General features: G+C 63.7%; 28 protein-coding genes and 1 tRNA gene. 13 read left to right on the top strand and 16 right to left on the bottom strand.

Annotated features, from left to right (window positions below; translation table 11 throughout):
- Window positions 1-13 precede the first annotated feature (13 nt).
- Genes C8D95_RS10545 through C8D95_RS10530 form a run of 4 tightly spaced genes read left to right on the top strand, consistent with a single transcriptional unit; the run spans window position 14 to window position 5,349 of the window.
- The gene (locus C8D95_RS10545; RefSeq protein WP_109759148.1) at window positions 14-1,177 is read left to right on the top strand and encodes a glycosyltransferase family 4 protein; all 1,164 of its coding nucleotides are present in this window, start codon (window positions 14-16) and stop codon (window positions 1,175-1,177) included.
- A 37-nt stretch (window positions 1,178-1,214) separates the two neighbouring features.
- Window positions 1,215-2,225 (top strand): glycosyltransferase family 2 protein, encoded by a 1,011-nt coding sequence (locus tag C8D95_RS10540; RefSeq protein WP_109759147.1) that lies wholly within the window; start codon window positions 1,215-1,217, stop codon window positions 2,223-2,225.
- Window positions 2,222-3,913 (top strand): DUF5927 domain-containing protein, encoded by a 1,692-nt coding sequence (locus C8D95_RS10535; RefSeq protein ID WP_109759146.1) that lies wholly within the window; start codon window positions 2,222-2,224, stop codon window positions 3,911-3,913. Before C8D95_RS10540 ends, C8D95_RS10535 begins: the two co-directional genes overlap by 4 nt.
- A complete protein-coding gene (locus C8D95_RS10530; protein WP_109759145.1) occupies window positions 3,910-5,349 on the top strand; it encodes a nodulation protein NodH in 1,440 nt (479 codons plus the stop codon). Before C8D95_RS10535 ends, C8D95_RS10530 begins: the two co-directional genes overlap by 4 nt.
- On the opposite strand, the gene C8D95_RS10525 is transcribed toward C8D95_RS10530, so the two are convergent.
- The 6 genes from C8D95_RS10525 to C8D95_RS10500 form a co-directional block, all read right to left on the bottom strand.
- On the bottom strand, window positions 5,337-5,801 hold the full coding sequence (locus C8D95_RS10525) for a PTS sugar transporter subunit IIA (protein ID WP_109759144.1): 465 nt from the start codon (window positions 5,799-5,801) through the stop codon (window positions 5,337-5,339). The two genes, C8D95_RS10530 and C8D95_RS10525, sit on opposite strands and share 13 nt — an antisense overlap.
- A 48-nt stretch (window positions 5,802-5,849) precedes the next feature.
- A complete protein-coding gene (gene hpf, locus C8D95_RS10520) occupies window positions 5,850-6,413 on the bottom strand; it encodes a ribosome hibernation-promoting factor, HPF/YfiA family (protein WP_109759143.1) in 564 nt (187 codons plus the stop codon).
- Between the two features lie 193 nt (window positions 6,414-6,606).
- A complete protein-coding gene (lptB, locus tag C8D95_RS10515) occupies window positions 6,607-7,365 on the bottom strand; it encodes an LPS export ABC transporter ATP-binding protein (protein ID WP_109759142.1) in 759 nt (252 codons plus the stop codon).
- Complete coding sequence (gene lptA, locus C8D95_RS10510) at window positions 7,365-7,856, bottom strand: lipopolysaccharide transport periplasmic protein LptA (protein WP_109759141.1); 492 nt, start codon at window positions 7,854-7,856, stop codon at window positions 7,365-7,367. Before lptA ends, lptB begins: the two co-directional genes overlap by 1 nt.
- 11 nt (window positions 7,857-7,867) lie before the next feature.
- Entirely contained in the window at window positions 7,868-8,467 is a 600-nt protein-coding gene (gene lptC, locus C8D95_RS10505) for an LPS export ABC transporter periplasmic protein LptC (protein ID WP_109759140.1), read from the bottom strand.
- Window positions 8,468-8,491: 24 nt separating this feature from the next.
- On the bottom strand, window positions 8,492-9,103 hold the full coding sequence (locus C8D95_RS10500) for a ribonuclease D (protein WP_109759139.1): 612 nt from the start codon (window positions 9,101-9,103) through the stop codon (window positions 8,492-8,494).
- A 97-nt stretch (window positions 9,104-9,200) separates the two neighbouring features.
- On the opposite strand from C8D95_RS10500, the gene C8D95_RS10495 reads away from it, so the two are divergent.
- Complete coding sequence (locus C8D95_RS10495; protein ID WP_109759138.1) at window positions 9,201-9,827, top strand: nucleoside triphosphate hydrolase; 627 nt, start codon at window positions 9,201-9,203, stop codon at window positions 9,825-9,827.
- On the opposite strand, the gene C8D95_RS10490 is transcribed toward C8D95_RS10495, so the two are convergent.
- The 8 genes from C8D95_RS10490 to C8D95_RS10455 all read right to left on the bottom strand — a co-directional run bounded on the left by C8D95_RS10490 (window position 9,811) and on the right by C8D95_RS10455 (window position 17,537).
- Window positions 9,811-11,526: a SulP family inorganic anion transporter gene (locus tag C8D95_RS10490; RefSeq protein WP_109759367.1), complete on the bottom strand. Its 1,716-nt coding sequence runs from the start codon at window positions 11,524-11,526 to the stop codon at window positions 9,811-9,813. The two genes, C8D95_RS10495 and C8D95_RS10490, sit on opposite strands and share 17 nt — an antisense overlap.
- Before the next feature lie 38 nt (window positions 11,527-11,564).
- Entirely contained in the window at window positions 11,565-13,253 is a 1,689-nt protein-coding gene (locus C8D95_RS10485; protein ID WP_109759137.1) for a bifunctional protein tyrosine phosphatase family protein/NAD(P)/FAD-dependent oxidoreductase, read from the bottom strand.
- 56 nt (window positions 13,254-13,309) lie between these two features.
- Window positions 13,310-14,191, bottom strand: coding sequence for an MBL fold metallo-hydrolase (locus C8D95_RS10480; RefSeq protein WP_109759136.1), 882 nt, complete (start codon window positions 14,189-14,191; stop codon window positions 13,310-13,312).
- A 17-nt stretch (window positions 14,192-14,208) separates the two neighbouring features.
- Window positions 14,209-14,643: a DUF6691 family protein gene (locus C8D95_RS10475; protein WP_109759135.1), complete on the bottom strand. Its 435-nt coding sequence runs from the start codon at window positions 14,641-14,643 to the stop codon at window positions 14,209-14,211.
- 3 nt (window positions 14,644-14,646) lie between these two features.
- A complete protein-coding gene (locus tag C8D95_RS10470) occupies window positions 14,647-15,078 on the bottom strand; it encodes a YeeE/YedE family protein (protein ID WP_109759134.1) in 432 nt (143 codons plus the stop codon).
- Window positions 15,079-15,202: 124 nt separating this feature from the next.
- Complete coding sequence (locus tag C8D95_RS10465) at window positions 15,203-15,871, bottom strand: Crp/Fnr family transcriptional regulator (RefSeq protein WP_109759133.1); 669 nt, start codon at window positions 15,869-15,871, stop codon at window positions 15,203-15,205.
- 149 nt (window positions 15,872-16,020) lie between these two features.
- On the bottom strand, window positions 16,021-16,857 hold the full coding sequence (locus C8D95_RS10460; RefSeq protein WP_109759132.1) for a GNAT family N-acetyltransferase: 837 nt from the start codon (window positions 16,855-16,857) through the stop codon (window positions 16,021-16,023).
- Window positions 16,854-17,537: a GntR family transcriptional regulator gene (locus C8D95_RS10455; RefSeq protein ID WP_109759131.1), complete on the bottom strand. Its 684-nt coding sequence runs from the start codon at window positions 17,535-17,537 to the stop codon at window positions 16,854-16,856. The genes C8D95_RS10460 and C8D95_RS10455 overlap by 4 nt, the downstream gene beginning before the upstream one ends.
- Before the next feature lie 244 nt (window positions 17,538-17,781).
- On the opposite strand from C8D95_RS10455, the gene C8D95_RS10450 reads away from it, so the two are divergent.
- The 7 genes from C8D95_RS10450 to C8D95_RS10420 all read left to right on the top strand — a co-directional run bounded on the left by C8D95_RS10450 (window position 17,782) and on the right by C8D95_RS10420 (window position 23,905).
- Window positions 17,782-18,753, top strand: coding sequence for an ABC transporter ATP-binding protein (locus C8D95_RS10450; protein WP_109759130.1), 972 nt, complete (start codon window positions 17,782-17,784; stop codon window positions 18,751-18,753).
- Window positions 18,754-18,796: 43 nt separating this feature from the next.
- Complete coding sequence (locus C8D95_RS10445; protein WP_109759129.1) at window positions 18,797-20,062, top strand: ABC transporter substrate-binding protein; 1,266 nt, start codon at window positions 18,797-18,799, stop codon at window positions 20,060-20,062.
- Between the two features lie 150 nt (window positions 20,063-20,212).
- Window positions 20,213-21,049, top strand: coding sequence for an ABC transporter permease (locus C8D95_RS10440; protein ID WP_428842849.1), 837 nt, complete (start codon window positions 20,213-20,215; stop codon window positions 21,047-21,049).
- 1 nt (window position 21,050) lies between these two features.
- The gene (locus C8D95_RS10435; protein ID WP_109759127.1) at window positions 21,051-21,887 is read left to right on the top strand and encodes an ABC transporter permease; all 837 of its coding nucleotides are present in this window, start codon (window positions 21,051-21,053) and stop codon (window positions 21,885-21,887) included.
- Window positions 21,887-22,540 (top strand): aspartate/glutamate racemase family protein, encoded by a 654-nt coding sequence (locus C8D95_RS10430; RefSeq protein WP_109759126.1) that lies wholly within the window; start codon window positions 21,887-21,889, stop codon window positions 22,538-22,540. Before C8D95_RS10435 ends, C8D95_RS10430 begins: the two co-directional genes overlap by 1 nt.
- Before the next feature lie 19 nt (window positions 22,541-22,559).
- A complete protein-coding gene (locus C8D95_RS10425) occupies window positions 22,560-22,985 on the top strand; it encodes a nuclear transport factor 2-like protein (RefSeq protein WP_109759366.1) in 426 nt (141 codons plus the stop codon).
- Entirely contained in the window at window positions 22,982-23,905 is a 924-nt protein-coding gene (locus C8D95_RS10420) for a polysaccharide deacetylase family protein (RefSeq protein ID WP_109759125.1), read from the top strand. The genes C8D95_RS10425 and C8D95_RS10420 overlap by 4 nt, the downstream gene beginning before the upstream one ends.
- On the opposite strand, the gene C8D95_RS10415 is transcribed toward C8D95_RS10420, so the two are convergent.
- A tRNA-Leu gene (locus C8D95_RS10415) sits at window positions 23,868-23,954 on the bottom strand. The two genes, C8D95_RS10420 and C8D95_RS10415, sit on opposite strands and share 38 nt — an antisense overlap.
- 127 nt (window positions 23,955-24,081) lie before the next feature.
- Between C8D95_RS10415 and C8D95_RS10410 the strand changes: the two genes are divergently transcribed.
- On the top strand, window positions 24,082-25,062 hold the full coding sequence (locus C8D95_RS10410) for a complex I NDUFA9 subunit family protein (protein WP_109759124.1): 981 nt from the start codon (window positions 24,082-24,084) through the stop codon (window positions 25,060-25,062).
- On the opposite strand, the gene C8D95_RS10405 is transcribed toward C8D95_RS10410, so the two are convergent.
- The gene (locus C8D95_RS10405; RefSeq protein WP_109759123.1) at window positions 25,059-25,862 is read right to left on the bottom strand and encodes an undecaprenyl-diphosphate phosphatase; all 804 of its coding nucleotides are present in this window, start codon (window positions 25,860-25,862) and stop codon (window positions 25,059-25,061) included. The two genes, C8D95_RS10410 and C8D95_RS10405, sit on opposite strands and share 4 nt — an antisense overlap.
- Window positions 25,863-25,892 lie beyond the last annotated feature (30 nt).

The following is a 25,892-nucleotide window of genomic DNA, read 5'->3' as shown; positions in this document are numbered from 1 at the left end:
ACGAGCACGTAACTTGGCTACTCCGGTTCTTGATCTGAGCAGGTCGTTTACACGACTTGGACACGGGACAGCGACCGGCATCGATCGGGTCGAACGTGCTTACCTTGAAGAAGTTATCCGGCGCGGGGGATGGGGCATCATCCGAACGCCTCGCGGATTTCTTCTTTTCGAACCGGATCGCCTGGGTCGCCTTCCCGAATACTTCGACCGCGAGGATCTTGACGGAGCCGATCAGGCGTCGACGATCCGCGCCATCGCTTCGCTGCGGATGCCAAGCCTGTCGATCCGCAAGTTCATGTGGCGGATGCCGAACGGGCTGGCCTATCTCAACGTCGGTCACACGAACCTCAACCCGCAGACGATGCGGGCGATGATGGAGATGCCGGATCATTCCAAGGTGGTAATGATCCACGACACCATCCCCATCGACTTCCCCGAATTCCAGACCGAGGCCTCTCGGGCGAAGTTCGTCGAGCGGCTGACGACCGTCATCAACTTCGCGAACCATATCGTCGTGCCGTCCGACGATGTTCGCGAAAGGGTCGAGCAACGGATGATCGGCACCGGCCACCGCGTACCGGTTGTCGTGTCGCCTCTGGGGGTCGACATCGGCGCGCCGCCGATCGATCGCGAGGTGTCCGAAAAGCCGTATTTTGTCGCGATAGGGACGATCGAGCCGCGAAAGAACCACGCGCTCCTTCTGGATATCTGGGAGCGGATGCATCGCAAGATGGATGAGGCGCGGATTCCCGAACTGCGGATCATCGGCGCACGTGGGTGGAAGAACGAGGAGTTGTTCCACCGTCTGGACACCTCTCCGATGATGGGGCGCACCGTCTTCGAACTTGGACCGCTCCCGGATCGCGAGATGAAGCGGCATCTGACAGGTGCGACGGCCCTGCTCTTTCCCAGCTTGGCCGAGGGCTATGGCCTGCCGCCGTTCGAAGCGGCGACATTGGGTGTTCCGACGATCGCCGCGCCGCTACGGACGACCGAGATCCACCTAGGGGACATGGCCATTTACGCAGATACAAGCGACATGTATGCATGGTTCAGGGCCATCAGAGAGTTGGCCAGCGAGGACTTGGCAGAGCGGTCCAGGCGTCATGCGGCCCTGAGGGCCTACAGGCTTCCGACCTGGGAAAAGCACTTCGACCGGGTCTTCGGTTTGATCTGAGGACCGCGCTGACCCGTGGTCTTGGGGGAGTGGGGCTCTGGGCGCGATCTCGGCATACCGGTTGCGGGTCGAACGACGCCGCTGGCAGGTCCGGGCCATCCGCAAACGGCGTGAGCTGGAAGTCGTCGCCGACCGCACGTCATCCGTTCCGAATGGCGCCGTCCTGGCTTTCGTGACGATCCGGAACGAAAAGCCGCGTCTGCCGTATTTTCTGTCGTACTACCGTCGCCTCGGGATCGGACATTTCTTCGTCGTCGACAACGGCTCTGACGATGGCGGAATCGATCTGCTTTCATCTGAACCTGACGTCTCGATCTGGCGCACCGAGGCGAGCTATAGGAAAAGCCGGTTCGGGACCGACTGGCTGAACTGGCTTCGCTTCAGGCATGGACACGGGCGATGGACGCTTACGGTCGATCCGGACGAGTTTCTGATTTATCCCTTTTGCGACAGTCGCCCCGTCGCGGCGTTGTGCGACTGGCTGGATCAGTCTGGCATCAGGTCTTTCGGAACCTTGCTTCTGGACATGTACCCTAAGGGTCAACCGTCGGAACACCCCTATGAGCCCGGCGACGATCCGTTCAGGATTGCCGCCTGGTTCGATGCCGGCAACTACCAGTTCAGCAAGAATCCCAAGTACGGGAACCTATGGATTCAGGGAGGACCTCGGGCGCGCGTCTTCTTCGAGGGGGCTCCCGAAGCCGCCCCGTCGCTCAACAAGATACCGCTTGTCAGGTGGGACCGCCGCTTCGCCTATGTGTCGTCGACCCACATGCTGCTGCCGCGGGGACTGAACCAGGTCTATGATGAGGCGGGCGGCGAAAAGCTGTCGGGCTGTCTGCTTCACGCGAAGTTTCTGAACGATTTCGACGCGAAGGCCGCCGAAGAAACGCACCGGCGGGAGCACTTCGCCAGAGGCCGGGAATACGACGCCTATCACCTGAAGACGCAGGGCGAGAACGGTCTCTGGTGCGAATGGTCCGAGCGATACATCAACTGGCGGCAGCTTGAACAGCTTGGCCTCATGTCCAAGGGAAACTGGGCTTGAGCGTCGGCTTCGTCATGCTGGCGCACGAGGCGCTTCACAGGGCCGCGCAGGTAGCGCGAGTTATCTCGGACGCGGGTTGCCCGGTGGTTATCCATGTAGACCGCCGCGTCCCCGTCCGGCGGTACGAGGCTTTCGTCCAATCCGTCGGCGACAGGGACAACGTCGCCTTCGCGTCCAGGCAGGTCTGCGATTGGGGGACGTGGTCACTGGTGTCCGCAAGCCGGAACGCCACGGAGCAACTTCTGGCAACGGCTCCGAACATCGGTCACGTGGCGCTGATTTCGGGCGCTTGCCTTCCGATCAAGCAGATCGACCAGTTGACGGACTTCCTGGCGCGGCATCCGAAAACCGATTTCATTGAAAGCGTGACCATAGGGGACGTCCCTTGGACCAAGGGTGGCTTGAGCGAGGAACGCTTCACCCTCAGCTTTCCTTTCGCCTGGAAAAGGCACCAGCGCCTGTTCGACGCCTGGGTCGAACTACAGCGCCTCGTAGGCCGGAAAAGACGCATTCCCCCTGGAATAGAGCCGCATATGGGTTCTCAATGGTGGTGCCTGACCCGCGCGACGCTGGAACGGATCTTGAGCGATCCCGATCGTCCCGTCCTTGACCGGTACTTCCGGCGGGTATGGATTCCCGACGAAAGCTACTTTCAGTCTCTGGTCCGGTACTATGGCACGACAGTCGAAAGCCGGTCGCTGACGCTGTCGAAGTTCGATTTCCAGGGGAAGCCACACGTCTTCTACGATGACCACCTCCTTCTTCTCCGCCAAAGCCCGGCATACTTTGCGCGCAAGATCTGGCCCGGAGCCAACAGACTTTACCGCGCCTTCCTCGAAATGGGCCGGCCCGACCTTCCGCCGCGAGAGACGGCGGGCCAGATCGACCGGACCTTCGCGCAGGCGGTGACGAGGCGGACGCGCGGGCGGCCTGGGCTGGTCATGGCGAGCCGCTTTCCCGGCGAAGGCTACGAGAACGGGCTGACGGCAGCGCCCTATGCCGTCTTTCACGGCTTCGACGATATCTTCAAGGATTTCGCAGCGTGGATCGGTCAGACGACAGGCAGCCGCGTTCATGGACATCTGTTCGGCAAGGGACGTGTGGAATTCTTCGGAGGTCAGACCGGGTTCGCCGGTGCGCTTTGCGATAAGGCAGCGGTCCGGGACCATGACCCGGAGGCATTCCTGCGCAACCTGGTCTGGAACACGCGCGGCGAACACCAGTCGTTCCTGTTCTCTCCCCGCGACGCTCAGGGGATCGGCTCATTTCTCGCCCGCGATCGAAACGCCACGATTTCGGTCGTCAGCGGAGCCTGGGCGCTGCCTCTCCTTCGGTCCGGACTTCCGATCCCGGAGGTGCGTGGGGCGGCGGCGCGACTTCAGAAGATCGAGGCGGCGTTTCTGGCCCGGTTGCACGAACGTCGATCGAGGGCGCGAACGCGGGTCTGGTCTCTGGCCGAGTTCCTCGAACGCCCGATGGACCCGATGCAGGAGATCGTCGACAGCCTTTCAGGTGCAGAACACCACATGCTGACGGGCTTGCCGGCCCTGCAACCGGTCGAGGGGTTGGCCGATTTCCTTCAGGCCCTGCGCAACGCCGGGATGAACCCGCACCTTGCCGGAGAAACCGGATCGCGCCTGCAGGTCGCACAGGTTCCCGTGACGAGTGACCGACTGGAGGCCGGATGACCCGACGCTTCGACTATTTCGTGGTGCTGGCGGGAATGCGCACCGGATCGAATCTTCTGGAAGAGCAGCTCGCGGCCATGCCGGGCGTCGAATCGTTTGGAGAGCTGTTCAATCCTCACTTTTTCGGAAAGCCGGAAGTGACGTCGATGTGGGGCCTGTCGATGACCGCGCGGGACAGAGATCCGTTGCGCGTCATTGCGGCAATGCGCACGGCGGCAGGCGGCCTGCCGGGCTTTCGCCTGTTTTACGATCACGATCCGCGGGCGATCGACCTTGTCCTTCAGGACCCCAAGGCGGCGAAGATCGTGCTCACCCGGCGCCCGATCGACAGCTATGTCTCGCTCAAGATCGCGCGCAAGACGGGACAGTGGTGGCTGGGCGACATGACGACGGCGCGCGCGGCCAAGGTGCCCTTCGACGCAGAGGAATACGTGGAGTTCGTCGAAGAACTGTCGGCCTTTCAGTCTCGTGTCGCCCGCGCGCTGCAGGTAACCGGGCAGACAGCTTTCCATATCGGTTACGAGGATTTGTCGGACGACGACGTGCTGGCTGGACTCGGGACTTTCATCGGCGCGGAAGGCCCGCCCGATCCGGCCAAGGTGCGTGCGAAGGTCCAGAACCCAACGCCTGTCGCCGCGCGGCTGACAAACCCGACCGTCGCCGAAGAGGCGTTGCAGACAATGCTCATGCCCGACCTGGGGCGGGTGCCGATCCACGAACCCGAGAGGGGACCAGGCCTTCGTTTCTTCCGCGTGTGCAAGACGACGCCGCTTCTTTACATGCCGATCCGGGGAGCCGGTTTCGACCCGATTCCCGATTGGCTGTCCCAGGTCGATCCGGACGGAGAAACAGAAACGGGGATGTCTCAGAAGGACATGCGGCGCTGGAAGCGGCAGCATCCGGGACATCGGTCCTTCACCGTCCTGCGTCATCCGCTGCCGCGAGCGCACGACGCCTTCTGCCGCTTCGTTCTTCCTACGGATGCCGACACGCACGCCGACATCCGAGCGGCCTTGGTGGAACATTATGGAGTGCCTCTCCCGTCCAGCTGGCCGGACTCCGATTGGACCCTGGACCGTCACAGGGCAGCTTTCTTGAAGTTCCTCAAGTTCCTTGCGGGAAATCTGGGCGGACAGACGGCCGTTCGAGTCGACAACTCCTGGGCCAGTCAGGCGACGCTCCTGTTCGCGATCGGACAGTTCCAGATGCCCGACCGGGTGGTCCGCGAAAGCCACCTCGACGCAGCCCTGTCCGATCTCTGCCGGGATGTGGGCGTTGCCATGCCGGCTGTGGCGGGCTCATTTCTGGTTCAAGACGTCCACGGCTTGTCGGACGTAGTGACGCGCCAGATCGGAGAGGCCTGCGAAGCGGCGTACAGGCGTGACTACGTGATGTTCGGCTTCACGGACTGGACGCCCGAGGGTCAGGCGGCCTGAACGCGGGGCTGGGCAGTCAAGAGCGTGTGCAGAGTCTGCGGGTCGGAGTTCGCTCGCAGCTTTGCGCACAGGGCCGGGTCGCGCATCGTCCGCGACACGACGGCGAGCGCCTTCAGATGTTCGACACCCGCGTCCTGTGGCGCAAGGAGGGCGAAAACCAGATCGACGGGCTGGCGATCCACGGATTCGAAGTCGAGTGGCTTTTCCACCCGAATGAAGAGGCCGTGAACCTGCGGAAGACCGTCGAGACGCGCGTGAGGCAGCGCGATTCCGCCGCCGACACCCGTGGGGCCCAGGCTCTCACGCTCCTGCAAGGCCGTTGCGACCTCGGCGGACTTCAGTCCGTACACCTGAGCGGCAAGGTCGCCAAGTTCGTGGAACAGACGCTTCTTGCTGCTGATGGCGGAGACCGTCTTGACGGCCTCCGTCCTTAGAATGGTCGCTATGTCCATGAACTTATCGCGTCCCGCCGACAAGTGGCGCCGTACCCGAGCTATCCCCTAGTTCGGATCGATCCAGCCAATGTTACCGTCTTCCCGGCGATAAACCACATTCACGCCGGACCCCTGCTTTTCGTTTTGAAAGATCAGGACCGGCGCCCCCGCAAGCTCCATCTGCATGACCGCTTCGCCGACAGACAAAGAGGGAATCTTTGTCTGCATTTCGGCGATGATCATGGGCTGGAGCGTTTCAGGTTCCGCGTCACCCCCGTCTTCCGACGAGGCGAGGATATAAGAGGACACGCCGAAGGATTCAACCGGCCGCTCCCTGTGATGATCTTTCAGCCGACGCTTGTAGCGTCGAAGCTGCTTTTCCATCTTTGCACAGCACTTGTCGAAGGCGGCGTAGATTTCGTGATCATGCCCCTTGGCCTGAGCCGTCAGGCCCGTCGAGAGATGAATGACCGCTTCGCAGACGTACTCGTGACCGCTCTTCGAAAAGACGATGCCTGCGTCCGTCGGACGTCCTGCGTACTTGCCGACCACCTCGTCGATACAGGTTTTGACATGGGTCTGAAGTGCCTCGCCAATGTCGATCTGCTTGCCGGTGATCTGGTACTGCATCTGCGTCTCCCATCCGTTACGGCCCGCGGAAGTGCGGACCGGGACTGTCATACGTCACGAAAGCCGACCGTCCTCGCAGCGGGTTTGCGCTGCAGTGTTCGTGACACGACCCAGGTCAAGGACGGCGTGGTTCATTCCCCTCATTTGGCGACAAAGCGCCCGTAACTGTCAACAAATCCTTAGGTTCCGGTTGTCAGGAAATCCTGAAGCTCTGGCCGAGGTAGACCCGACGAACCTTCTCGTCCTTCACCACCTCGTCTGCGGTTCCGCTCATCAGGACTGCGCCGTCGTGAAGGATATAAGCTCTATCCACGATCTCGAGCGTCTCTCGGACGTTGTGATCGGTGATCAGGACGCCAATGCCGCGATCCTTCAGTTCGAACACCAGGTCGCGGATGTCGCCGACGGCGATCGGGTCGATGCCGGGGAATGGTTCGTCGAGCAACAGGTACTTCGGATTCGCCGCAAGGCTGCGCGCGATCTCGCATCTGCGGCGCTCACCGCCCGAAAGGGCGACCGAGGGCGTGCGTCGGAGGTGGGCGATGGAGAAGTCGTTCAGAAGTTCCTCTAGCCGCTCGCGCCGCTTTGTCCTGTCTTTCTCAACAATCTCGAGAATTGCGAGGATATTGTCCTCGACATTCAAGCCCTGGAAGATCGAGCGCTCCTGCGGCAGGTAGCCGATTCCCAGCTGTGCGCGGCGGTACATCGGGAAAGTTGTCACGTCGCGGCCGTCGATGGTGACCTGTCCGCCGTCCGGCATGACGAGGCCGGCGATGGAATAGAAGCAGGTCGTCTTGCCCGAGCCGTTCGGTCCCAGCAGCGCCACTACCTCGCCCCGGTGCAAATCGAGGCTGACGTCCCGGATGACGGGCCGTCGCTTGTAGGACTTTCGAAGGTTCCGGACCTTCAGGCCCTGATCGCCGTCCGAGACGGTAAGTGCCGGTGCGGGCATCAGTTTCCCCCCGGCGTGAAGACCGTGCGGACACGACCCTCCATCCGCCCGGAGCCGGCGTTGAGGTCCAGGGTCAGCGTTTCGCCCGCGATCGCATTCTGACCCTGGGTCAGGATGACGTCGCCCGACAGTCGAACCGTTCCATCGGCGACAGAATAGGTTGCCTCCCGCGCCTCGATCGCTTCGGCGGGCGTGACGAAGGTGACGCCGTCGGAGGCGATGAGACGGGACACGCCGTTCGGCGCTGTACCCTCGGTGGAATACTCGACCGTCACCTTGCCGGCCGACAGCCTGACCTCGCCCTGAACGACAAGGACATTACCGTCGAAGACGGCCTGGCCGCTTGCCTGGTCGATGGAAAGCTCGTCGGCCGTCACCTCCACCGGCTGTGTACGGTCGAAGGTTTGCGTGCCGAGCGCGATGTCGGCACCCTGCGCGAAGGCGGTCCCCGCGACGAGACACAGGACGAGAGGGAGAAGACGTTGGTTCACGGAAGCATCCTTCACGGAGTTGGCCGATATATCAACCGGACGCCGTCGCCGAAGACAAGGCGATAGGTACCGTCCTCGCTGCGCCTGAGTTCCATCCTGCCGGCCTCGATGTGTCCTGCTGGGCCGGTGGCGGACACGCCACCCTCGGAAACGACGCTTCCGTCGATGACCGAAGCGGTGATGCGGTCGGTCGTCACGGTGTAGCCGGTCGAGCTTTCCAGCCGCGCCCCGCCTGACAGCGCCGCCGTCTGGGTCGTGCCATCGACCCGGCCCGAGGGGCTGGTGATCTCGATGTGGCCGCCGGACGGCAAGTCGAGTGTGGCGTTCAGCGTCGTGCCGTCCATCGTCTGCGGCGCGTCGGGCGAAGGTCGCACGGAATCTGCAGTGACCGCGATGGCGATTCCGCCTGCGGTGACACCGCCGAAAGAGGGCCGCGTCACCCCCTGCTCACGCAGGATGCGGTCGACGTCGACTTCGGCATAAGGAATGGCGGCTTCGGGGTTCAGGGTCTCGGCAACGAAGAATAGCGTCGACAGGATCGCCAGGGCCGCCAGAGGCAGCGCGATCTTCAGCCAGTGAACGAGGCGGGAGTATCTGTCGGCGGCATCCATGCGGGTCCATATAGGCGGTTTCGCTCAGTGCGCGAAGATGTCGTCTTCCGGCCAGCCGGCGAGATCCAGCCGGGCGCGGGTGGGAAGGAAGTCGAAGGCGGCTTGCGCAAGGTCGGTGCGGCCTTCGCGGTCGAGACGCGCGTCGAGCTTCTCCTTGAGGCGGTGGAGGTAGAGAACATCGGAAGCTGCATAGGCAAGCTGTCCGTCGGTCAGCGTTGCGGCGCCCCAATCGCTCATCTGCTGGAGCTTCGAGATGTCGATGTTCAGAAGCTCTTCCAGCAGGTTCTTCAGCCCGTGACGGTCGGTGTAGGTCCGGATCAGCTTGGACGCGATCTTGGTGCAGTAGACCGGCGCCGCCAACGCGCCGAAGGCATGATACATCACCGCAATGTCGAAGCGGCCGAAATGAAACAGCTTGAGGACATCCGGGTCGCGCAACAGCCGTTCCAGGTTTGGAGCCGAAGTCTGCCCCCGGTCGATCTGCACGAGGTGCGCGTTGCCGTCACCGGACGACAGTTGGACGAGGCACAGCCGGTCGCGGTGCGGATTTAGCCCCATCGTCTCGCAGTCGATGGCGACCGAACGCCCGAGGTCGAGGCCATCCGGCAGATCGTTCTTGTGAAGATGGTTGGCCACGCGCTGTCTCCTGAAGGTCTGGGGCTTGATGCACCAGCCTCCCGCTTGGCATCAAGGGGGTTGAGACCCAGGGTGCGCAATGAAACGGGAGACACCGATGATCGAAGCTGACAGCGTGATCCTGGACAGGATTTCTGCGCTGGACTGGGAACACCGTCGGCGGCTTGTGGCTCTTGCTGGCCCACCCGCCTCTGGCAAGTCTACCCTGGCCGAGACGCTTGTGTCTGACCTGCGGGCACGCGGATGTCCCGCAACGCTTGTGCCGATGGACGGCTTTCACCTCGAGAACCCCAGGTTAGTCGAGATGGGACTGCTCCACCGCAAGGGTGCGCCCGAGACCTTCGACCTGGCAGGCTTCGCGGACCTCATCGCGCGACTGCCCCAGGAGGACGTGGTGCCGGTGCCGGTCTTCGACCGAACGCGCGATTGCACCGTGCCGGGAGCGGCGCGTGTGTCACCAAACGACAGGGTCGTGGTGATCGAGGGCAACTATCTGCTGCTGGACGAACCCGGATGGCGCGACTTGGCCTCGCACTGGGACGTATCGATTTGGATCGATGTCCCCGAGGCGGTGCTGAAGCGGCGGTTGGTGCAACGATGGCTGGACCACGGCCTTGATCCTGACGCCGCCGAGGCGCGGGCCGAAGGCAACGACATGGCGAATGCCCGGCGCATTGCGGCGCATCGTCTGCCGGCCGATATGGTCGTCACGCAGGCCGGGTGATCGCCTTCACGGCCTCGAACTGGGTCAGGAAAACCTTCCCGGTCAGATCCTGCAGGAAATGCACCTTCTGCAGGCGGTCCATCACCGGACCCTTCACCTCGGACAGGTGCAGGGTCACACCCATCTCCGCCAGCCGCCGGTTGATCTCCTCCAACGACTCGAGCGCGCTGAGGTCAACGTCGTTGACGGCCGTGCATTGCAGGATGACGTGCTTGATCTGCGGGTCGCGCGCGATGCGGTTGTGCAGGAAATCCTCGAGGAAGCGCGCGTTGGCGAAGTAGAGACTTTCGTCGACCCGAAGGGTCAGGACACGCGGATCGGTTTCGACCTTGTGGCGGTGAATGTTGCGGAAATGCTCGGTGCCCGGCACGCGGCCGACCTCGGCGATATGCGGGCGTGAGGTGCGGTAGAGGTGCAGCAGGATCGACAGTCCGACCCCTGCCGACACGCCGACCTCGACCCCCGCAACGAGGGTCAGGAGGATGGTGGCGAGAACAGCGGCGAAGTCCGACTTGGAGTAGATCCATGCACGCTTGAGGATCGAGAAGTCCACGAGGCTGAGGACAGCAACGATGATCGTGGCGGCCAGCGTGGCCTGCGGCAGGTAATAGACCAGCGGCGTCAGCGCGACGGCAGCGATGGCCAGTCCGACGGCGGTAAATGCGCCGGCCGCAGGGGTCTCGGCGCCGGCGTCGAAGTTGACGACGGATCGCGCGAAGCCGCCGGTGACGGGATAGCCGCCGGTGAAGGCCGCGCCGAGGTTGGCTGCGCCGAGGCCGATCAGCTCCTGATTGGGGTCGATGCGCTGTCGTTTCTTTGCGGCGAGTGTCTGGGCGACCGAGATGGATTCGACGAAGCCGATGATCGAAATGAGGAAGGCCGGCAAGACGAGGGCTTCGAGCAGGTCGAGCGACATCGGCGGCAGCGTGAGCGGCGGCAGACTTTGCGGCACCTCGCCCACGATCCTGACGCCGCGCTCTTCGAGCCCTAGCGCCCAGACCGCAAACGTCGTCACGAAGACGGCGGCGACCGGACCGGCCTTGGTGACGAAGTCGGCAGCCTTCGGTCCGACGCCCATGTTCCTCAACATGGGCTTCAGGCCCTTGCGCACCCAGAACAGGAAGGCCGTCGCAGCGATGCCGATGACAAGGGTGATCGGGTTCGTCTCGCCCAGATGTTCGAAGAGCGAACCCAGCATGATGGGCAGAGTGTGCCCCTCGGCCGCGACTCCGAGGATATGCTTCAGCTGACTTGCGGCGATCAGGATGCCCGAGGCCGTGATGAAGCCTGCGATGACCGGGTGCGACAGGAAGTTCGCAACGAAACCCAAACGGAACAGGCCCATGGCCAGCAGCATCGCGCCCGACAGGAAGGCCAGCGTCAGCGCCGCGGCGGCATAGCCCATCGTGCCTTGCTCGGCGATCTGCCCCAAGGCGGCGGCGGTCATCAACGAGACGACGGCGACCGGACCCACGGCCAGCGCGCGGCTGGTGCCGAAGACGGCGTAGAGAAGGATCGGCGCGATCGAAGCGTAAAGACCGGCCTCGGGTGGCAGGCCGGCCAGAAGCGCGTAGGCCAGCGACTGCGGGATCAGCATGATCGTCACGATCACGGCAGCCACGAGGTCGTTCGAGAACGCCCCACGGTCGTAGCTGCGTCCCCAGTCCGCTATGGGAAGGTATCGTCTGAGCGCGATCATGCGGCCCTTGCCTGACTTCTTTGAGTTTGCGGCGACCGTCACTTGGCTGAGGTGCGAAGCGGTGTCGGTTTCGCCATCCATTCCCGACCCTTCAGCATACCCTGCCAGTAGACCGGCGGCAGGATCTTCTCCTTCAGAAGCCACGCCAGGCGCGAGGGCTTTGTGCCGTCGATGACGGCCTTGGGGAAGCTGGGAAGCATGGTGCCGCCATACCCGAACTCGGCTAGAACGATCTTGCCACGCTCGACGGTGAGGGGACAGGATCCGTAGCCGTTGTACTGGGCGACGGGCGCCTTGCCGGCGATGTCGGCGACAACGTTCTCGGCCACGATCGGTGCCTGAATGCGGGCGGCGGCGGCGGTCTTGGCGTTGGGCGCGTTCATTGCGTCACCCAGCGACCAGATATTGTCGTAGGTCTTGTGCCTCAGCGTCGCCTGATCGACGTCAATCCACCCTGCGGCGTCGGCAAGCGGCGACACGCGGATGAAGTCTGGCGCAGTCTGGGGCGGGACGACATGAATCATGTCGAACTCCACCTCGACCTTCTCCACGGCCGTGTCGGGTTTCGAGACGGCGAACCACGCCTTCCGCGACGGTCCGTCGATGGCGACGAGGTTGTGGAAGAAGTTGACCGTCGCAGAATACTTGCGGATGTACTCCTCGAGCGCGGGCAAATAATCCTTCACACCGAAGAGGACCCCGCCGGCGTTCATGAACTGAATGTCTATGTCCTTGAGAACGCCGCGGCGGAACCAGTGGTCGCCCGACAGGTACAGCGCCTTTTGAGGCGCGCCCGCACATTTGATCGGCATCGGAGGCTGGGTGAACACCGCGCGGCCCTTCGTCATGCCCTGCACAAGCTGCCAGGTATAGGGCGCCAGGTCGTAGCGATAGTTCGACGTGACGCCGTTCTTGCCGAGCGTGTCGACCAGGCCCTCGATCTTGTTCCAATCGAGCTTCAGACCAGGGCAAACGATCAGACGACCGTATTTTATGACCCGGCAGCCGTCCAGGATGACGGCGTTGTCCTTCGGCTCGAACGCCGCGACAGCGGCCTTGATCCAGGCGACGCCCTTCGGGATCAGCGAGCCCATGGTGCGGACCGTGTCCTTGGCGTCGAAGATGCCGCCTCCGACCATGGTCCAGCCGGGCTGGTAGTAGTGGATATCGGCTGGGTCGACGATGGCGACGTCGAGGTCGGGCTTGCGGGACTTGAGGCTTGAGGCAACCGCGATCCCTGCCGCGCCGGCGCCCACGATGACGACATCGTAGGACACGTCGGCCCGGTCGGTCGGGGTGCGTCCGCCGTTCGCGATACGGCGCACCACGCCGCCCATGTCGTATCCCGCAGCCTGGGTCGTTGCGAGGATGTCGGCGACGGACAGACGGTCGGCCTGGCTGAGCGACCAGAGCGTGATCGACCGCGTCCCGGTCCGGCAATAGGCGAGGACGGGGCCGGGAAGGGCGTCGAGGGTCCGTCCGAAGTCGATCGCGTCCTCGTCGGAAACCTTGCCGGCGACGATCGGGAGATAGCGGGCCTCCAGACCGAGGCTCTGCGCTGCCGACGCGATCTCGTCGAAGGTCGGCTGGTCCGGGCCCTCGCCGTCCGGACGGTTGCAGATGATGGCGCGGAACCCCGCGTCTTTCAGGACCGGAAGGTCCTCGACGCCGATCTGCGGCGACACGGACAGCTTGGCGGTCACTGGCTTCAGGTCGACGTCGCTCATGATGGTTCCTCGGGATGGGGGTGGTGTCCCGGGCCAGTGAGGCCCGGGACCGAAACTCAGAGACCGCTCAGCGGAACCTTCAGCATCGGGTTCCCGTCCTTGTCGCGAGGCACTTCGCCCGCGCGCATGTTCACCTGCAGCGAAGGCAGGATCAGCTTGGGCATGTCGAGCGTCGCGTCGCGTTCGGTCCGGAACTTGATGAATTCCTCGCGCGTCGCGCCCTTCCCGACGTGGATGTTGTGCGCCTTCTCGTCGCCGACCGAGGTTTCCCATTGGATGTCGCGACCGTTCGGGCCGTAGTCGTGGCACATGAAAAGCCGCATGTCGTCCGGCAGCGCCAGGACCTTCTGGATCGAGTCGTAGAGCGTTCCGGCGTCTCCGCCCGGAAAGTCCGCGCGCGCTGATCCGCCGTCCGGCATGAAAAGAGTGTCGCCCACGAAGGCAGCGTCGCCCATGACATGCGTCATGCAGGCCGGCGTGTGGCCTGGCGTGTAGATGGCAAAGGCCTCCATGTTGCCGATCCTATAGGTGTCGCCGTCCTCGAGCAGCGCGTCGAACTGCGATCCGTCGCGCTGGAACTCGGTGCCTTCGTTGAAGATCTTCCCAAAGGTCTCCTGCACGACCATGATCTTCGAACCGATGCCGATCTTGCCGCCCAGCTTCTCCTGGATGTAGGGCGCGGCGGACAGGTGGTCGGCGTGGACGTGAGTCTCGATGATCCAGTCCAGCGTCAGACCGCGACTCCGCACCTCGTCGATCAGCCTGTCGGCATGATCGTAGGTGATCCGCCCGGCGGCGTAGTCGATGTCCATGACGCTGTCGACGATGGCGCAATGGTCGCTGGAGGGGTCCTTCACGATGTAGCTGATCGTGTTGGTCGCCGGGTCGAAGTGGGCCGAAACGTCGGGATGAACGCTCATGTTGACAGGGTAGGTCATGTCTTCCCTCCTCAGGGTCAGGTCGCCGCAAGTCGCGAGGCGCGGCGGCGTTGCAATGTCTTTGCGGTCAGGATGCCGGCGAGGAGCGCCGCCATGAACAGGACCACTTCGGTGCGCCCGGTGCCGAGCGCGGGGATCGCGCCGCCCGGGCAGAAGCCCGCGATGCCCCAGCCCACACCGAAGGTGGCGGAACCGAGGATCAGGGGCCGGTCGAGGTCGCGACGCGTCGGAAGCTGGAACCGACCTTCGAGAATGGGCTTGGGACGCTTCAGAGCGTAGCGGTAGCCGATGAAGGCCGTGACAACCGCGCCACCCATGACGAAGGCCAGGCTCGGATCCCAGGTCCCGAACAGGTCGAAGAAATTCAGGACCTTCGCCGGGTTCGCCATGCCGGAGATCGAGATGCCGACGCCGAACACGAGACCGATCAGGTAGCTTGCCAGGATACGCATGATTCAGCCTCCCACGACATGGCGGACGACGAAGACGGTGGCGAAGGTCGTCACCATGAAGGTCAGGGTCGCGGCGATCGACCGGGGCGACAAGCGCGCCATGCCGCAGACGCCGTGGCCGCTGGTGCAGCCCGACCCGTACGTGACGCCGACGCCGACGACGAAGCCGCCGACAAGAAGCATTGGCGTCGAAACCGGGACTTGCACGGCGGGCAGGGCGCCCGTCATAGCCCACACAGCGGCGGGACCGCTGACCATCCCCAGTACGGCGGCCGCGCGCCAGGCGAAGTCCGAGCGATCCGAAGGGCTCATCACGCCGGCGAGGATGCCGGTCGCCCCCATGACGCGGCCCATGACGGCCATCAGGAGGACGGCGGCCAGTCCGATCAGGACGCCGCCGCTCAGCGACTGAAGGGGGGTGAATGCGGTTTCCATTGTCACGGGGCCGGGTCCATCTGGTGAAGTCGAAGCGATTGCATGGTCATGTGTCCTGTCGATGCCTGTCGTTCTAACGAGTCGCGATCCGGTCTTCCGTGACTAAGTCACGCTCGACGCGCGTTCAGGCGGCGAGGTCGCTCAGCGCGCTCCGGTCGAGAAGACGGACTGTGCCGCGAGATTGTTCGACCCAGCCGCGCCGTTGGAATTCCTGAAGCTGGCGCGACACCACCTCGCGCGCGGTGCCCAGTTCGACCGACAGCTTCTGGTGCGTCGTTTCTATGGTGTCCTCGCCATGTGACAACTCGATCAGCTTCTGCGCAAGGCGAACGTCCATCCTCTGGAACGCAACCTCGTCGATAACGAGGAACAGGTCTGTGATGCGCTTGGAAAAGGCCGAGAAGACAAACTGCCGGAAGGTCTTCGATTGCGCGACGAGGTCGTCGAACACCTGGCGTGGCACAGCGGCCGCGCGGACCGCCGTCTCGGCATAGCCTTCAGCGGAATAGTCGTCGTAGGCGAGAAGGCAGGCGGTCGTCAGCACGCAGCTTTCGCCGGCGTTGATGCGATAGAGCACGATCTCGCGCCCCGATTCCGACACCTGCTGCACACGCACCGTTCCATCAAGCAGGAACAGCATGTTCTCGGGCGACTTGCCGGGACCGAAGATCACTGTGTCGGCAGGTACCTCGATGATCTGGCTTCGCCGCAGGAGGAGCTCCTTGATTGGGGGCTCAAGGCGTGAGAGCCCGGCAAAGCGGTCGAGCCAGGTCGCATCCGTCTTGCTGGTCATCGGTTGCACCGCTCCGCTCCCGGACTATCATATTCGAGATTTCTTATATGACGCAGAATGAAATCAATTTGAAGCTAATGTTCACTCTGACAGGGTTTAAGGGGTCAACTGCCGCGAACAGTGCGGTTATGCCGGCAGACGTGATCGCCTTAGCCCAGCTCCATTGTCGCAATCGCCCTCAGTGCATCCGACTCAACAGGGTCACGTCCGCGATACATCCGCGCCGTGGCAAAGGTCTCGGAGAAGCCTTCACGTGTGAGAAGCGTCGAAAATGCCGTGTTGCCCGAGGGTACGTCCGCGATCACACGGGTGGATGGAAGTCGCAGCAGGACTGCCCTCATCAGGGCAAACGCTGCTTCCGGGTCCGGCGCGACAATCGGACCGATCTTCACCCCGGCGTGGCATCTGCGAATGGTGGCGAAGCCTCTCAGAGCAGCACCACTGGACAGGACGACGCTTTTCCGGAGGTCCGTGGGTGTCAGCCACGCGGCGAGGAACGCCGTCCGCGAGTATCCGTTCGCATCGGCATCGAGCGTCAGGATGGCCGCCAGGTCTGTCGGTCGCAGATCGCGGACTGTCACCGCGTCGAGAGGTTCGATGCATCCCTCGTAGCGCACAGTGGCGCCCGAACGAACGAAGCCGGATTTTGCGTAGTTCGCTTCCTGAGCGGCTACACCGTCCAGTCCCACGGTGCGGGAGCCCGCGTGTTCGAGAGCGTGCTTCCAGAGAGCGAAGCCGATGCCTTGGCCACGAAAATCCTTGCGACAGATGTAAAGGCCAAGGAAGGCGAAGGCGTCCGAATGATTGACGACCGAGATCGCCGCGACAGGCGCGCCATCGACCTGCGCGAGGAAAAATCCGCTTGGGTCGGCAGCAAGGAAGGCTTCGGCGTCATCGAGACCGGGATTCCAACCCTCGGCCTCGGCCCAATCGAGCATGGCGCGCACCTCTTCGATACCGGCGACCCGGATTTCTGGCGCCGTCATCGGCGAAGGGCTTCCTTCAGGGGACCGGGAGTTCTTACCGGGTTGCTCAGGTCGAGCGATGCGAGAAGATCGAGGAGATGGTTTTTCATGAGCTCTTCTGCCAGTTCTCCGTCATGCTGTGCCAAGGCCGAGATCAGGGCGTTGTGTGCGTGGCTTTCGCAGACCGCCAGCTTTCTTCTCCAGTAAAGCGCGATGATCAGCGAGGATCGTGAGACCAGTTGCTTGATGATCTCCTCGATTGTCGTCTGCTCGGCGATGCGCGCGATTTCGATGTGAAACAGCCCTGAGAGGTGCAGAGCCCGGCCCAGGCGGTCTTCCCTGAGCGCCGAGTGCTCGTCCTCCAGGTGACGGCGGAGGCGAAGCACTGCGTCATCAGTCATGCGCTCGGCGGCGGATCTGGCGGTTCTGGGTTCAAGCAGGGCGCGGGCCTCGAAGACCTCATGCGCTTCGCGCACCGACGGCTGCGCGACAAAGGCCCCACGGTTTCTGCGCAGATCGACAAGGCGCTGGTGCGACAGCGACTGGAGTGCGGCCCGCGCCACGGTGCGGCTCACTCCGAAGATGACGCCGACTTCATCCTCGTTCAGCTTCGACCCCGGCGCGATGCGATGTTCGTGGATCGCGTCGGCAAGTTCGTGGGCGATCCTGTCGCTGGTGATCGTCGCTTCTTCGCCGTCCATGCCGTCCTTCTTTGCCTTTGAGTAATCTCACCGTGACCGCCCTAACCAACGCCGGCAAGGCGCGTCGATCATCCGCCCTCTGATTGTATACACAAAAGGGTGCAATTGTAGGCACCGACCCTTCTTGTCAGCCCAGGGTTTGCGCACTCTCTGTCAGAGACCTGTTCGGCTTCGCTTTCGCCTGCACTTCCGCAGCCGACTCACACCAACCTTTCCACAGAGGCAGCGAACGAGGGGGCGTGCGATGCGGACGGGCAAGGATCTCGAACTTGTTCACCTGACTAAACGCTACGGCGACACGCTGGCTGTGAAGGACATCAATCACGTCTTTCGGAACGGCACTTATGTCTGCCTTCTCGGGCCCTCTGGATGCGGCAAGTCCACAACGCTGCGCATGATCGCCGGGCACGAGAGTGCCACCGAGGGCGAGATCGTGCTCGACGGTCAGGACATCACGGTCCTGCCGCCGGCAAAGCGCGGAACGGCGATGATGTTTCAAAGCTACGCCCTGTTCCCGCACCTTTCAGTTCGGGACAACGTCGCCTTCTCGCTGCGGATGAAGGGTGTCGAGAAGATTGCGCGCCACAGGGCCGCGGACGAGATGCTGGCGCTCGTGGACATGACGCACCTCGCCGAGCGTCTGCCCGCGCAGCTTTCCGGCGGTCAGCAGCAGCGCGTGGCGCTGGCGCGTGCGCTTGTGACGAAACCGCGCGTCCTGCTGCTCGACGAACCGCTGTCGGCGCTTGACCCGTTCCTCCGCATCCGTGTCCGGGGCGAGCTTAAGCGGCTCCAGCGGGAGCTTGGCATATCCTTCATCCACGTCACGCACTCGCAGGACGAGGCGCTGGCTCTCGCCGACGAGATCGTGGTGATGAACAACGCGGTGATCGAGCAGGCCGGATCGGCGCGCGATGTCTTCGGCGCGCCAAAGACCGAGTTCGTCGCTCGCTTCATCGGTGGACACAACATCATGGACCTCGACGGCGGCCGCTTTGCGCTCCGCGCCGATGAGGTGAGGCTGACCGATGACGGTCGGCCCGCGACGGTCTCCCAGGTCGAGTACCAGGGCGACAGGGTGGCGGTGACGGCGAAGCTCGGAAGTGCCGAGGTCCTGGCACTGGTCCCCGAGGGCGCGTTCTTTGCGGATCCGAAAACCCCAGGCGATGCCGTCGGCCTCGCCTGGGACGAAGGGCGGCTTTACCGCCTCATGGCCTGACGGCCTCCAGACAAACAACTCACGAACGGACAGAGAGAATAAAATGGCAAAAGTAGGATACACCCGCCGGTCGCTTCTGAAGAGCGGCGCCGCCGCCGTGGCGGCAACCGCGCTTCCCGCGCCGATGATCTGGGCGCAGGAGATCAAGAACATCACGTTGCGCCAGTTCGGCACAGGGGTGTCGAACCTGAACGACGTGGCACAGAAGGTGAAGGAAGACCTGGGCTTCACGCTGGAAATGACAGCCCTCGATTCCGACAGCGTGACGCAGCGCGCGGCCACTCAGCCCGACAGCTTCGACATCGCAGACATCGAGTACTGGATCTGCAAGAAGGTCTGGCCGACCGGCAACCTCCAGGCCATGGATACCTCGAAGATCGCCAACTACGACAAGATCGTCGGCATCTTCCGCGACGGGAAACTGACGCCCGAAAGCGTGATTGCGCAGGGCACGGCGCCGCATAGCGTGGGCTTCGTCGAGGGGCCCGACGGCACCACATTCGCCGATAGCGAGACGGGATGGATGACGCTGATCCCGACCATCTACAACGCCGACACCCTGGGGATCCGCCCCGACCTGATCGGACGTCCCATCGAAAGCTGGACCGAGCTTCTGAACCCCGAGTTCAAGGGCAAGGCCTCGATCCTCGACATCTCGTCCATCGGCATTATGGACATGGCGATGGTCTGCGAGGCCATGGGCGAGGTCCAGTACGGCGACAAGGGCAACATGACGAAGGAGGAGATCGACAAGACCATGGCGATCTTCACGGAAGCCAAGCAGAACGGCCAGTTCCGCGCCTTCTGGAAGACCTTCGACGAGAGCGTGAATCTGATGTCATCGGGCGAGGTGGTGATCCAGTCGATGTGGTCGCCCGCGATCACTGCGGTCAAGTCGCGCGGGATCCCCTGCGTCTACCAGCCGCTGAAAGAGGGTTACCGCTCATGGGGCGGTGGAATCGGGCTTTCAAAGTCGCTGAGCGGCATGGAGTTGGATGCAGCGTATGACTACATCAACTGGTATCTCTCCGGGTGGGTCGGCGGCTATCTGATGCGGCAGGGCTACTACTCGGCCGTGCCCGAGACCTCGAAGGAGTTCATGTCCGAGAACGAGTGGGGCTACTGGTTCGAGGGCAAGGAAGCCACCGACGTCATCACCTCGCCCACCGGCGACACTCTTGCCCAGGCGGGCGAGGTCCGCGATGGCGGCGACTTCTACTCGCGCATGGGCGCGGTCGCCTGCTGGAACGCGGTGATGGACGAGAACCAGTACATGGTCCGCAAGTGGAACGAGTTCATCGCAGCCTGATGATCTTTGGCGCGGGGCTGTCGCCCCGCGCCAGCCTCTCGCCGGGAAGGGCCGATGACCGAAACGCTGACAGACAGGGCCATAAGCGGAGCCCCGGGCGATGTTGCTGCCGCAAGGCCGGCGCGTCGCGGAGCCGGGATTGGGGCAAACGTGGGCGGCTGGCTTCAGGCGGCGCCGTTGACGCTCGTCCTCCTCGCGTTCCTTGTCGCTCCCATAGCGATGATCGTGACGGTCAGTTTCTGGCGGGCGACCGAGTTTTCGATCATCCCGGCCTTTTCATTCGAGAACTACGAGTTCCTGTTCGGATCGGACGTCACCTACCGGGTCTTTTTCGCGACCTTCAAGTATGCCTCCATTACCTGGGCCGTGACCCTCGCCATCGGCTTCACCGTGGCCTACTTCCTCGCCTTCCACATCCGCAGCCAGACCATGCAGATCGCGCTGTTCCTGCTATGCACGATCCCCTTCTGGACCTCGAACATCATCCGGATGATATCCTGGATCCCCTTCCTTGGACGCAACGGCATCGCCAACCAGACTCTGATCGACTGGGGCGTGATCGACCAGCCGCTGGAGTGGCTGCTCTACTCGGATTTCGCGGTGATCCTCGCCTTCGTGCACCTCTACACGCTGTTCATGGTCGTGCCGGTCTTCAACACGATGATGCGGATCGACAAGTCGCTCCTCGAGGCTGCCCGCGACAACGGCGCCTCGGGTTTGCAGACGCTGGTGCATGTCATCCTGCCGCTGACCAAGCCGGGGATAATGATCGGCACCATCTTCGTCGTGACGCTGGTGATGGGCGACTTCATCACCGTCCGCTTCATGTCGGGGTCGCAGAAGGCCAACGTCGGCCGGCTGATTTCGAACGACATCGGACTGCTGCAGTATCCTTCGGCGGCGGCGACGGCCGTTGTGCTGCTGTGCACCGTGCTGATCGTGATCGGCATCCTTCTGCGCTTCGTGAACATCCGGAAGGAGCTTTGAGATGGAGCCGCGCCCGCGAAGCTTCTACGTCCTTTCCGCCTTCTTCGGCCTGTTCGTCCTGTTTCTGTATGGCCCGACGATCACCATCGGCATTCTCAGCTTCCAGGGGCCGAGCGGCGGGCTGACCTTCCCGATGCGAGGCGTGTCACTGCACTGGTTCGCGGACCTGTTCCAGGAGCAGGCTGTGGGCGACATCTGGGGGGCGTTCCGACGCTCCTTCGCGCTTGGGCTGATCGTCATGGTCACGACCGTCGTGATCTCGGTCATGGCCGGGCTCGCGTTCCGGAAGCGGTTTGCGGGCTCGGGGGTGCTGTTCTACCTCGCGATCGCCTCTCTCGTAATCCCCTCTATCCTGATCTCGCTTGGCGTAGGGCTGATCTTTTCCCAACTCGGCCTGAAGATTCACTGGGCGACCTCCGGCCTCGGTTCGCAGCTCACCTGGACGCTGCCCTTCGGGTTGCTGATCATGTTTGCTGTCTTCAACCGTTTCGACAAATCCTACGAGGAGGCCGCCCGCGACCAGGGAGCGACGGCCTGGCAGACGATAAGGTACGTCGTCCTCCCCATCATCGCGCCATCGTTGCTGGGCGTGGCGCTCTTTGGCTTCACCCTGTCCTACGATGAATTCGCGCGCACTCTTCTGACCGCCGGCAGTTACAACACGCTGCCGCTGGAGATCTTCGGAATGACGACGAATGTGACGACGCCCGTCATCTATGCCCTCGGCACGCTGACGACGCTGTTCTCCTTCGCGATCATCGGAAGCTTCATCGCGACCGTCCTGATCATTCAAAGGCGTAGGGCCCGCCTTGGGTCGGATGCTGGCAAAGGCGTGTGATGCGCCTGGTGTACGTCAACCCTAACTCGACCGACGCCATGACCCAAAGCGTCGTCGCGGTTGCCCGTTCGGCGGCCTCCGAGGCGACCGTGTCGGGAGTCACCAACGACGACGGTCCCTCATCGATCCAAGGCTTCGAGGACGGGCTTGCGGCGGTTCCAGGGATGCTGACGCGTCTGTCGGACGCGGCGGAGGGCGGCGCCGACGTCATCGTCATTGCGTGTTTCGACGACACGGGTCTTGCCGAAGCGCGGCAGGTCGCGTCGTGTCCGGTGTTGGGAATCGGGCAGGCGTCCTACCTCGCTGCCGCGCTTCTGGGGCAGCGCTTTTCGGTCGTAACCTCGACGGCGGCCTCCGTGCCAGTCATCGAGGGAAACATCGATGCGCAGGGTTTCGGGCAAAACTGCGTATCGGTTCGGGCCAGTGGGCTTCCCGTGCTCACGATCGAAGAAGGCAGGCCAGAGACACTGGACATCCTGACGGACGAGATCAAACGAGCCCTCGCCGACGGCGCCGAGACCGTCGTGCTGGGGTGTGCCGGGATGGCGCATCTGCGCGCCGAGCTTGCAATGCGGACGGGCGCACGGCTGATCGACGGTGTCGCGGCGTCTGCGGTCCTCGCCGTCGCAGCGGCAGCCCTCGCGCTTCAATGATCGAACGGAGGCGATGACCATGAGTGAAACCCACAGCCTCCTCGCCGCCGCTCGCCGGACGGTTGAGACCTACCTCGAGCTTTCCATGGTGCCCGACCCGGAGGGCGCCGCGCGGCACATCGCGCCGGGTTTCCGTCTGATCTTTACGGGCGGGCGGACCTTCACCTCCCCCGCGGACAGCGCGGCGTTCAACGCCAGACGCTACAAATGGGTGAAGAAGCGATTCCTGCGCACCGATGCCGCCTTCGACGAGACCACGGGAGAGGTCAGGGTCTTCAACACCGGGTATCTCTATGGTGAATGGCCGGATGGCACGGCCTTCGAGACGAATCGCTACATCGACATCTTCACCGTCCGCGACGGGCTGATCGTCGAAAGCCAGGTCTGGAACGACAGCGCCGAGATCCTGCTCGACCGGCACGGACTTGCTGAAGCGCCGCTGTGACGCTGCCAACGCACGCGCGCTATGGCTACAGTGCGATCACTGACCGCGCCGACTTTTCCTGGCCCGAGGGAAAGCGTCTGGCGGTCTACTTGGGCGTGAACCTCGAGCACTTCGCTTTCGGCGAAGGGCTCGGCGCCGAGCTTGCGCCCGCCGGACCTCAGCCCGATGTTCTAAATTATGCCTGGCGCGACTATGGCAATCGTGTGGGGGCGTGGCGACTTCTTCGACTGTTCGACGACTTGCGTCTGCCCGCGACCGTCCTCGCGAACAGCGCCATGTACGATTTCGCCCCGGAGTTGATGGCAGCTGTGCGGGCTCGTGGCGACGAGATCGCCGGACACGGTCGAACGAACTCCGAGCGGCAGAGCACTATGTCCGAAGATGCCGAGCGTCGGATGATCGAGGAGGCGACCAGGACCATCCGGGTCGCCGAGGGCGTCGCACCCCAAGGCTGGCTCAGCCCCTGGATCGCGGAGAGCCCGGTCACCCCTGATCTGCTCGTCGAGGCCGGCTACACCTATACGCTCAACTGGTGCATGGACGATCAGCCGGTGTGGATGACGACCCGTACGGGCCGCATCCTGTCGATCCCCTATCCGCAGGAGCTGAACGACATCCCGGCCATCGTCGCCAGAAAGGACAGCGCGTCCCAGTTCGCAGAGATGATCGTGGATGCCTTCGAAGAGATGCTGCTTCAGTCCGCCGACCAGCCCCTGGTCATGGGGGTCGCGCTTCACCCCTACATCGTCGGACAGCCGCATCGTCTTCGGCGGCTGCGCGGTGCCCTGGCGCATATCGCAGGGCAGCGGGAGTCGATCTGGCTGACCCGTGCGGGCGAGATCAGCCGTTATGTCTACGCCGCAAACGCCGGTGGGGAACGACTGGTGCCCAGGAGAGGACTCGAACCTCCACGTCCGTAAGGACACTGGCACCTGAAGCCAGCGCGTCTACCAATTCCGCCACCTGGGCAGGTGTCGTGAGCGCGTGAAATAGGCATGACTCGAAAGGCTGTCAACGGCATTCGCGGCGAAATGCGCCTTGCCCGGAGGGGGTGCGGCGGCTACACCCTCGGGCGGAACGGACGGAGGGTCAGACGATGGCCAGACTTGTCACGATATTCGGGGGTTCGGGCTTCGTCGGCCGCTATGTCGCCCGCCGCATGGCGCGCCAGGGATGGCGCGTCCGCGTGGCCGTCCGCCGCCCGAACGAGGCTCATTTCGTCAAGCCCTATGGCACCGTCGGACAGGTCGAGGCGGTGTTTTGCAATATCCGCGACGACGACAGCGTGCGCGCCGCGACGCGGGGTGCGGAAGCTGTGGTGAACTGCGTCGGGACCTTCGAGACCAGGGGGCGGAACTCGATGGACGCGCTTCAGCACCTGGGCGCCGAGCGGATTGCGCGGATCGCGGCCGAGGAGGGCGTGGCGCGGCTCGTCCATATCTCGGCCATCGGGGCCGATGCCGAGGGCGACAGCGCCTATGCCAGGTCGAAAGGCCGGGGCGAGGAGGATGTCCTCGCGGCCTTTCCGACCGCCGTCATCTTGCGTCCCTCGGTCGCCTTCGGACCCGAGGACCAGTTCTTCAATCGCTTCGCGGGCATGGCGCGGATGTCGCCGGTCTTGCCGCTGTTCGGCGCGTCGACCAAGTTCCAGCCAGTCTATGTCGATGACGTCGCCCAAGCTGCTGTGGCGGGCGTCACCGGGCAGGCGGCTCCCGGGATTTATGAGCTTGGCGGACCGGACGTGATGGACTTCCGCGAGGTGATCCGGACCATGCTGGACGTGATCCGCAGGCGAGCGCTGATTGTCGGCCTGCCGTTCTGGGCGGGGCGCATCATCGCGGCGGTGACGGGGGCGCTGTCCTTCGTGACGGGCGGGCTGTTCAAGGCTCCGGTGACGTCCGACCAGCTGATCCAGTTGCGCCACGACAACGTGGTGTCCGAGAATGCCAGGGGTTTCGCGGAGCTTGGCGTTGCGCCGATGGCGGCCGAGGCGGTCATCCCGTCCTACCTCTGGCAGTTCCGGCCCGATGGCCAGTATTCCGACCTGACGCGCGGGAAGCGGAACCTGCGCCACTAGGCGTAGGCGATCGCCAGCAGCACGGCCCCCATCACCAGACGGTAGATGACGTAGGGCGTGAAGCTGACGCTGCGCAATAGCCGCATCATGACGTGCAACGCGCCCAGGGCGGCGACGAAGGCGAAGGCGGCTGCGATGGCGCCGTCGCGGGCGGCGGCGGTGTTCATGTCGGCGGCGACTTCGGCGCCGAGCAGCACGCCCGAGGCGAGGATCGTGGGGATCGACATCAGCATCGACAGACGGGCCGCGTCCGAACGCTCGTAGCCCAGGAAGCGCGCGCCGGTGATGGTGATGCCGGAGCGCGAGGTGCCGGGGATCAGGGCGATGACCTGCCAGAGACCCATGACGAGGGCGTGGCGCATCGTCCAGTCTTCGGCGACGCGCGTCGTCGGGCCGCTGCGATCGGACCACCAGAGGACGATGCCGAAGACGATGGTGGCCCAGGCGACGACCTTGACCGAGCGCATCGCGTCCTCGGCGCCCGTGACCGAGAGGATCAGGCCGACGATGACGACTGGAACGGTGGCGATGGCGAGGTTGAGGGCGAGGCGGGCGTCCTCCGTGTCGGTTCTGAAGGTGGCCAACTGGAGCGTGCCGAAGATGGCACGGCGGACGTCGGGCCAGAAATAGAGGACGACAGCGCCCAAGGTGCCGACGTGGACGGCGACGTCGATGACCTGTCCCTGATCCTCGAGCCCGGTGAGATAGGGGAGGAGAATCAGGTGCCCGGACGAGGAAATGGGCAGGAATTCCGTGATGCCCTGGACGAGTGCGATGAGCATGAGGTGAAGGAGGGGCATCGGGATCCGCGAAGTGAGTCAAGGAGGCCG

Source organism: Silicimonas algicola (assembly GCF_003148765.1).
Classification (GTDB): Bacteria; Pseudomonadota; Alphaproteobacteria; order Rhodobacterales; family Rhodobacteraceae; genus Silicimonas; species Silicimonas algicola.
The sequence above is the reverse complement of the archived record's forward strand: the minus strand, read 5'-3'. Positions and strand labels throughout refer to the sequence as shown.

Bases quoted from the DNA above. Each gene is read 5' to 3' on its own strand.
- C8D95_RS10530 (WP_109759145.1), top strand. From the start codon at position 3,910: ATGACCCGACGCTTCGACTATTTCGTGGTGCTGGCGGGAATGCGCACC.
- C8D95_RS10525 (WP_109759144.1), bottom strand. From the start codon at position 5,801: ATGGACATAGCGACCATTCTAAGGACGGAGGCCGTCAAGACGGTCTCC.
- hpf (WP_109759143.1), bottom strand. From the start codon at position 6,413: ATGCAGTACCAGATCACCGGCAAGCAGATCGACATTGGCGAGGCACTT.
- lptB (WP_109759142.1), bottom strand. From the start codon at position 7,365: ATGCCCGCACCGGCACTTACCGTCTCGGACGGCGATCAGGGCCTGAAG.
- lptC (WP_109759140.1), bottom strand. From the start codon at position 8,467: ATGGATGCCGCCGACAGATACTCCCGCCTCGTTCACTGGCTGAAGATC.
- C8D95_RS10495 (WP_109759138.1), top strand. From the start codon at position 9,201: ATGATCGAAGCTGACAGCGTGATCCTGGACAGGATTTCTGCGCTGGAC.
- C8D95_RS10490 (WP_109759367.1), bottom strand. From the start codon at position 11,526: ATGATCGCGCTCAGACGATACCTTCCCATAGCGGACTGGGGACGCAGC.
- C8D95_RS10485 (WP_109759137.1), bottom strand. From the start codon at position 13,253: ATGAGCGACGTCGACCTGAAGCCAGTGACCGCCAAGCTGTCCGTGTCG.
- C8D95_RS10480 (WP_109759136.1), bottom strand. From the start codon at position 14,191: ATGACCTACCCTGTCAACATGAGCGTTCATCCCGACGTTTCGGCCCAC.
- C8D95_RS10475 (WP_109759135.1), bottom strand. From the start codon at position 14,643: ATGCGTATCCTGGCAAGCTACCTGATCGGTCTCGTGTTCGGCGTCGGC.
- C8D95_RS10470 (WP_109759134.1), bottom strand. From the start codon at position 15,078: ATGGAAACCGCATTCACCCCCCTTCAGTCGCTGAGCGGCGGCGTCCTG.
- C8D95_RS10465 (WP_109759133.1), bottom strand. From the start codon at position 15,871: ATGACCAGCAAGACGGATGCGACCTGGCTCGACCGCTTTGCCGGGCTC.
- C8D95_RS10460 (WP_109759132.1), bottom strand. From the start codon at position 16,857: ATGACGGCGCCAGAAATCCGGGTCGCCGGTATCGAAGAGGTGCGCGCC.
- C8D95_RS10455 (WP_109759131.1), bottom strand. From the start codon at position 17,537: ATGGACGGCGAAGAAGCGACGATCACCAGCGACAGGATCGCCCACGAA.
- C8D95_RS10450 (WP_109759130.1), top strand. From the start codon at position 17,782: ATGCGGACGGGCAAGGATCTCGAACTTGTTCACCTGACTAAACGCTAC.
- C8D95_RS10445 (WP_109759129.1), top strand. From the start codon at position 18,797: ATGGCAAAAGTAGGATACACCCGCCGGTCGCTTCTGAAGAGCGGCGCC.
- C8D95_RS10435 (WP_109759127.1), top strand. From the start codon at position 21,051: ATGGAGCCGCGCCCGCGAAGCTTCTACGTCCTTTCCGCCTTCTTCGGC.
- C8D95_RS10430 (WP_109759126.1), top strand. From the start codon at position 21,887: ATGCGCCTGGTGTACGTCAACCCTAACTCGACCGACGCCATGACCCAA.
- C8D95_RS10425 (WP_109759366.1), top strand. From the start codon at position 22,560: ATGAGTGAAACCCACAGCCTCCTCGCCGCCGCTCGCCGGACGGTTGAG.
- C8D95_RS10410 (WP_109759124.1), top strand. From the start codon at position 24,082: ATGGCCAGACTTGTCACGATATTCGGGGGTTCGGGCTTCGTCGGCCGC.
- C8D95_RS10405 (WP_109759123.1), bottom strand. From the start codon at position 25,862: ATGCCCCTCCTTCACCTCATGCTCATCGCACTCGTCCAGGGCATCACG.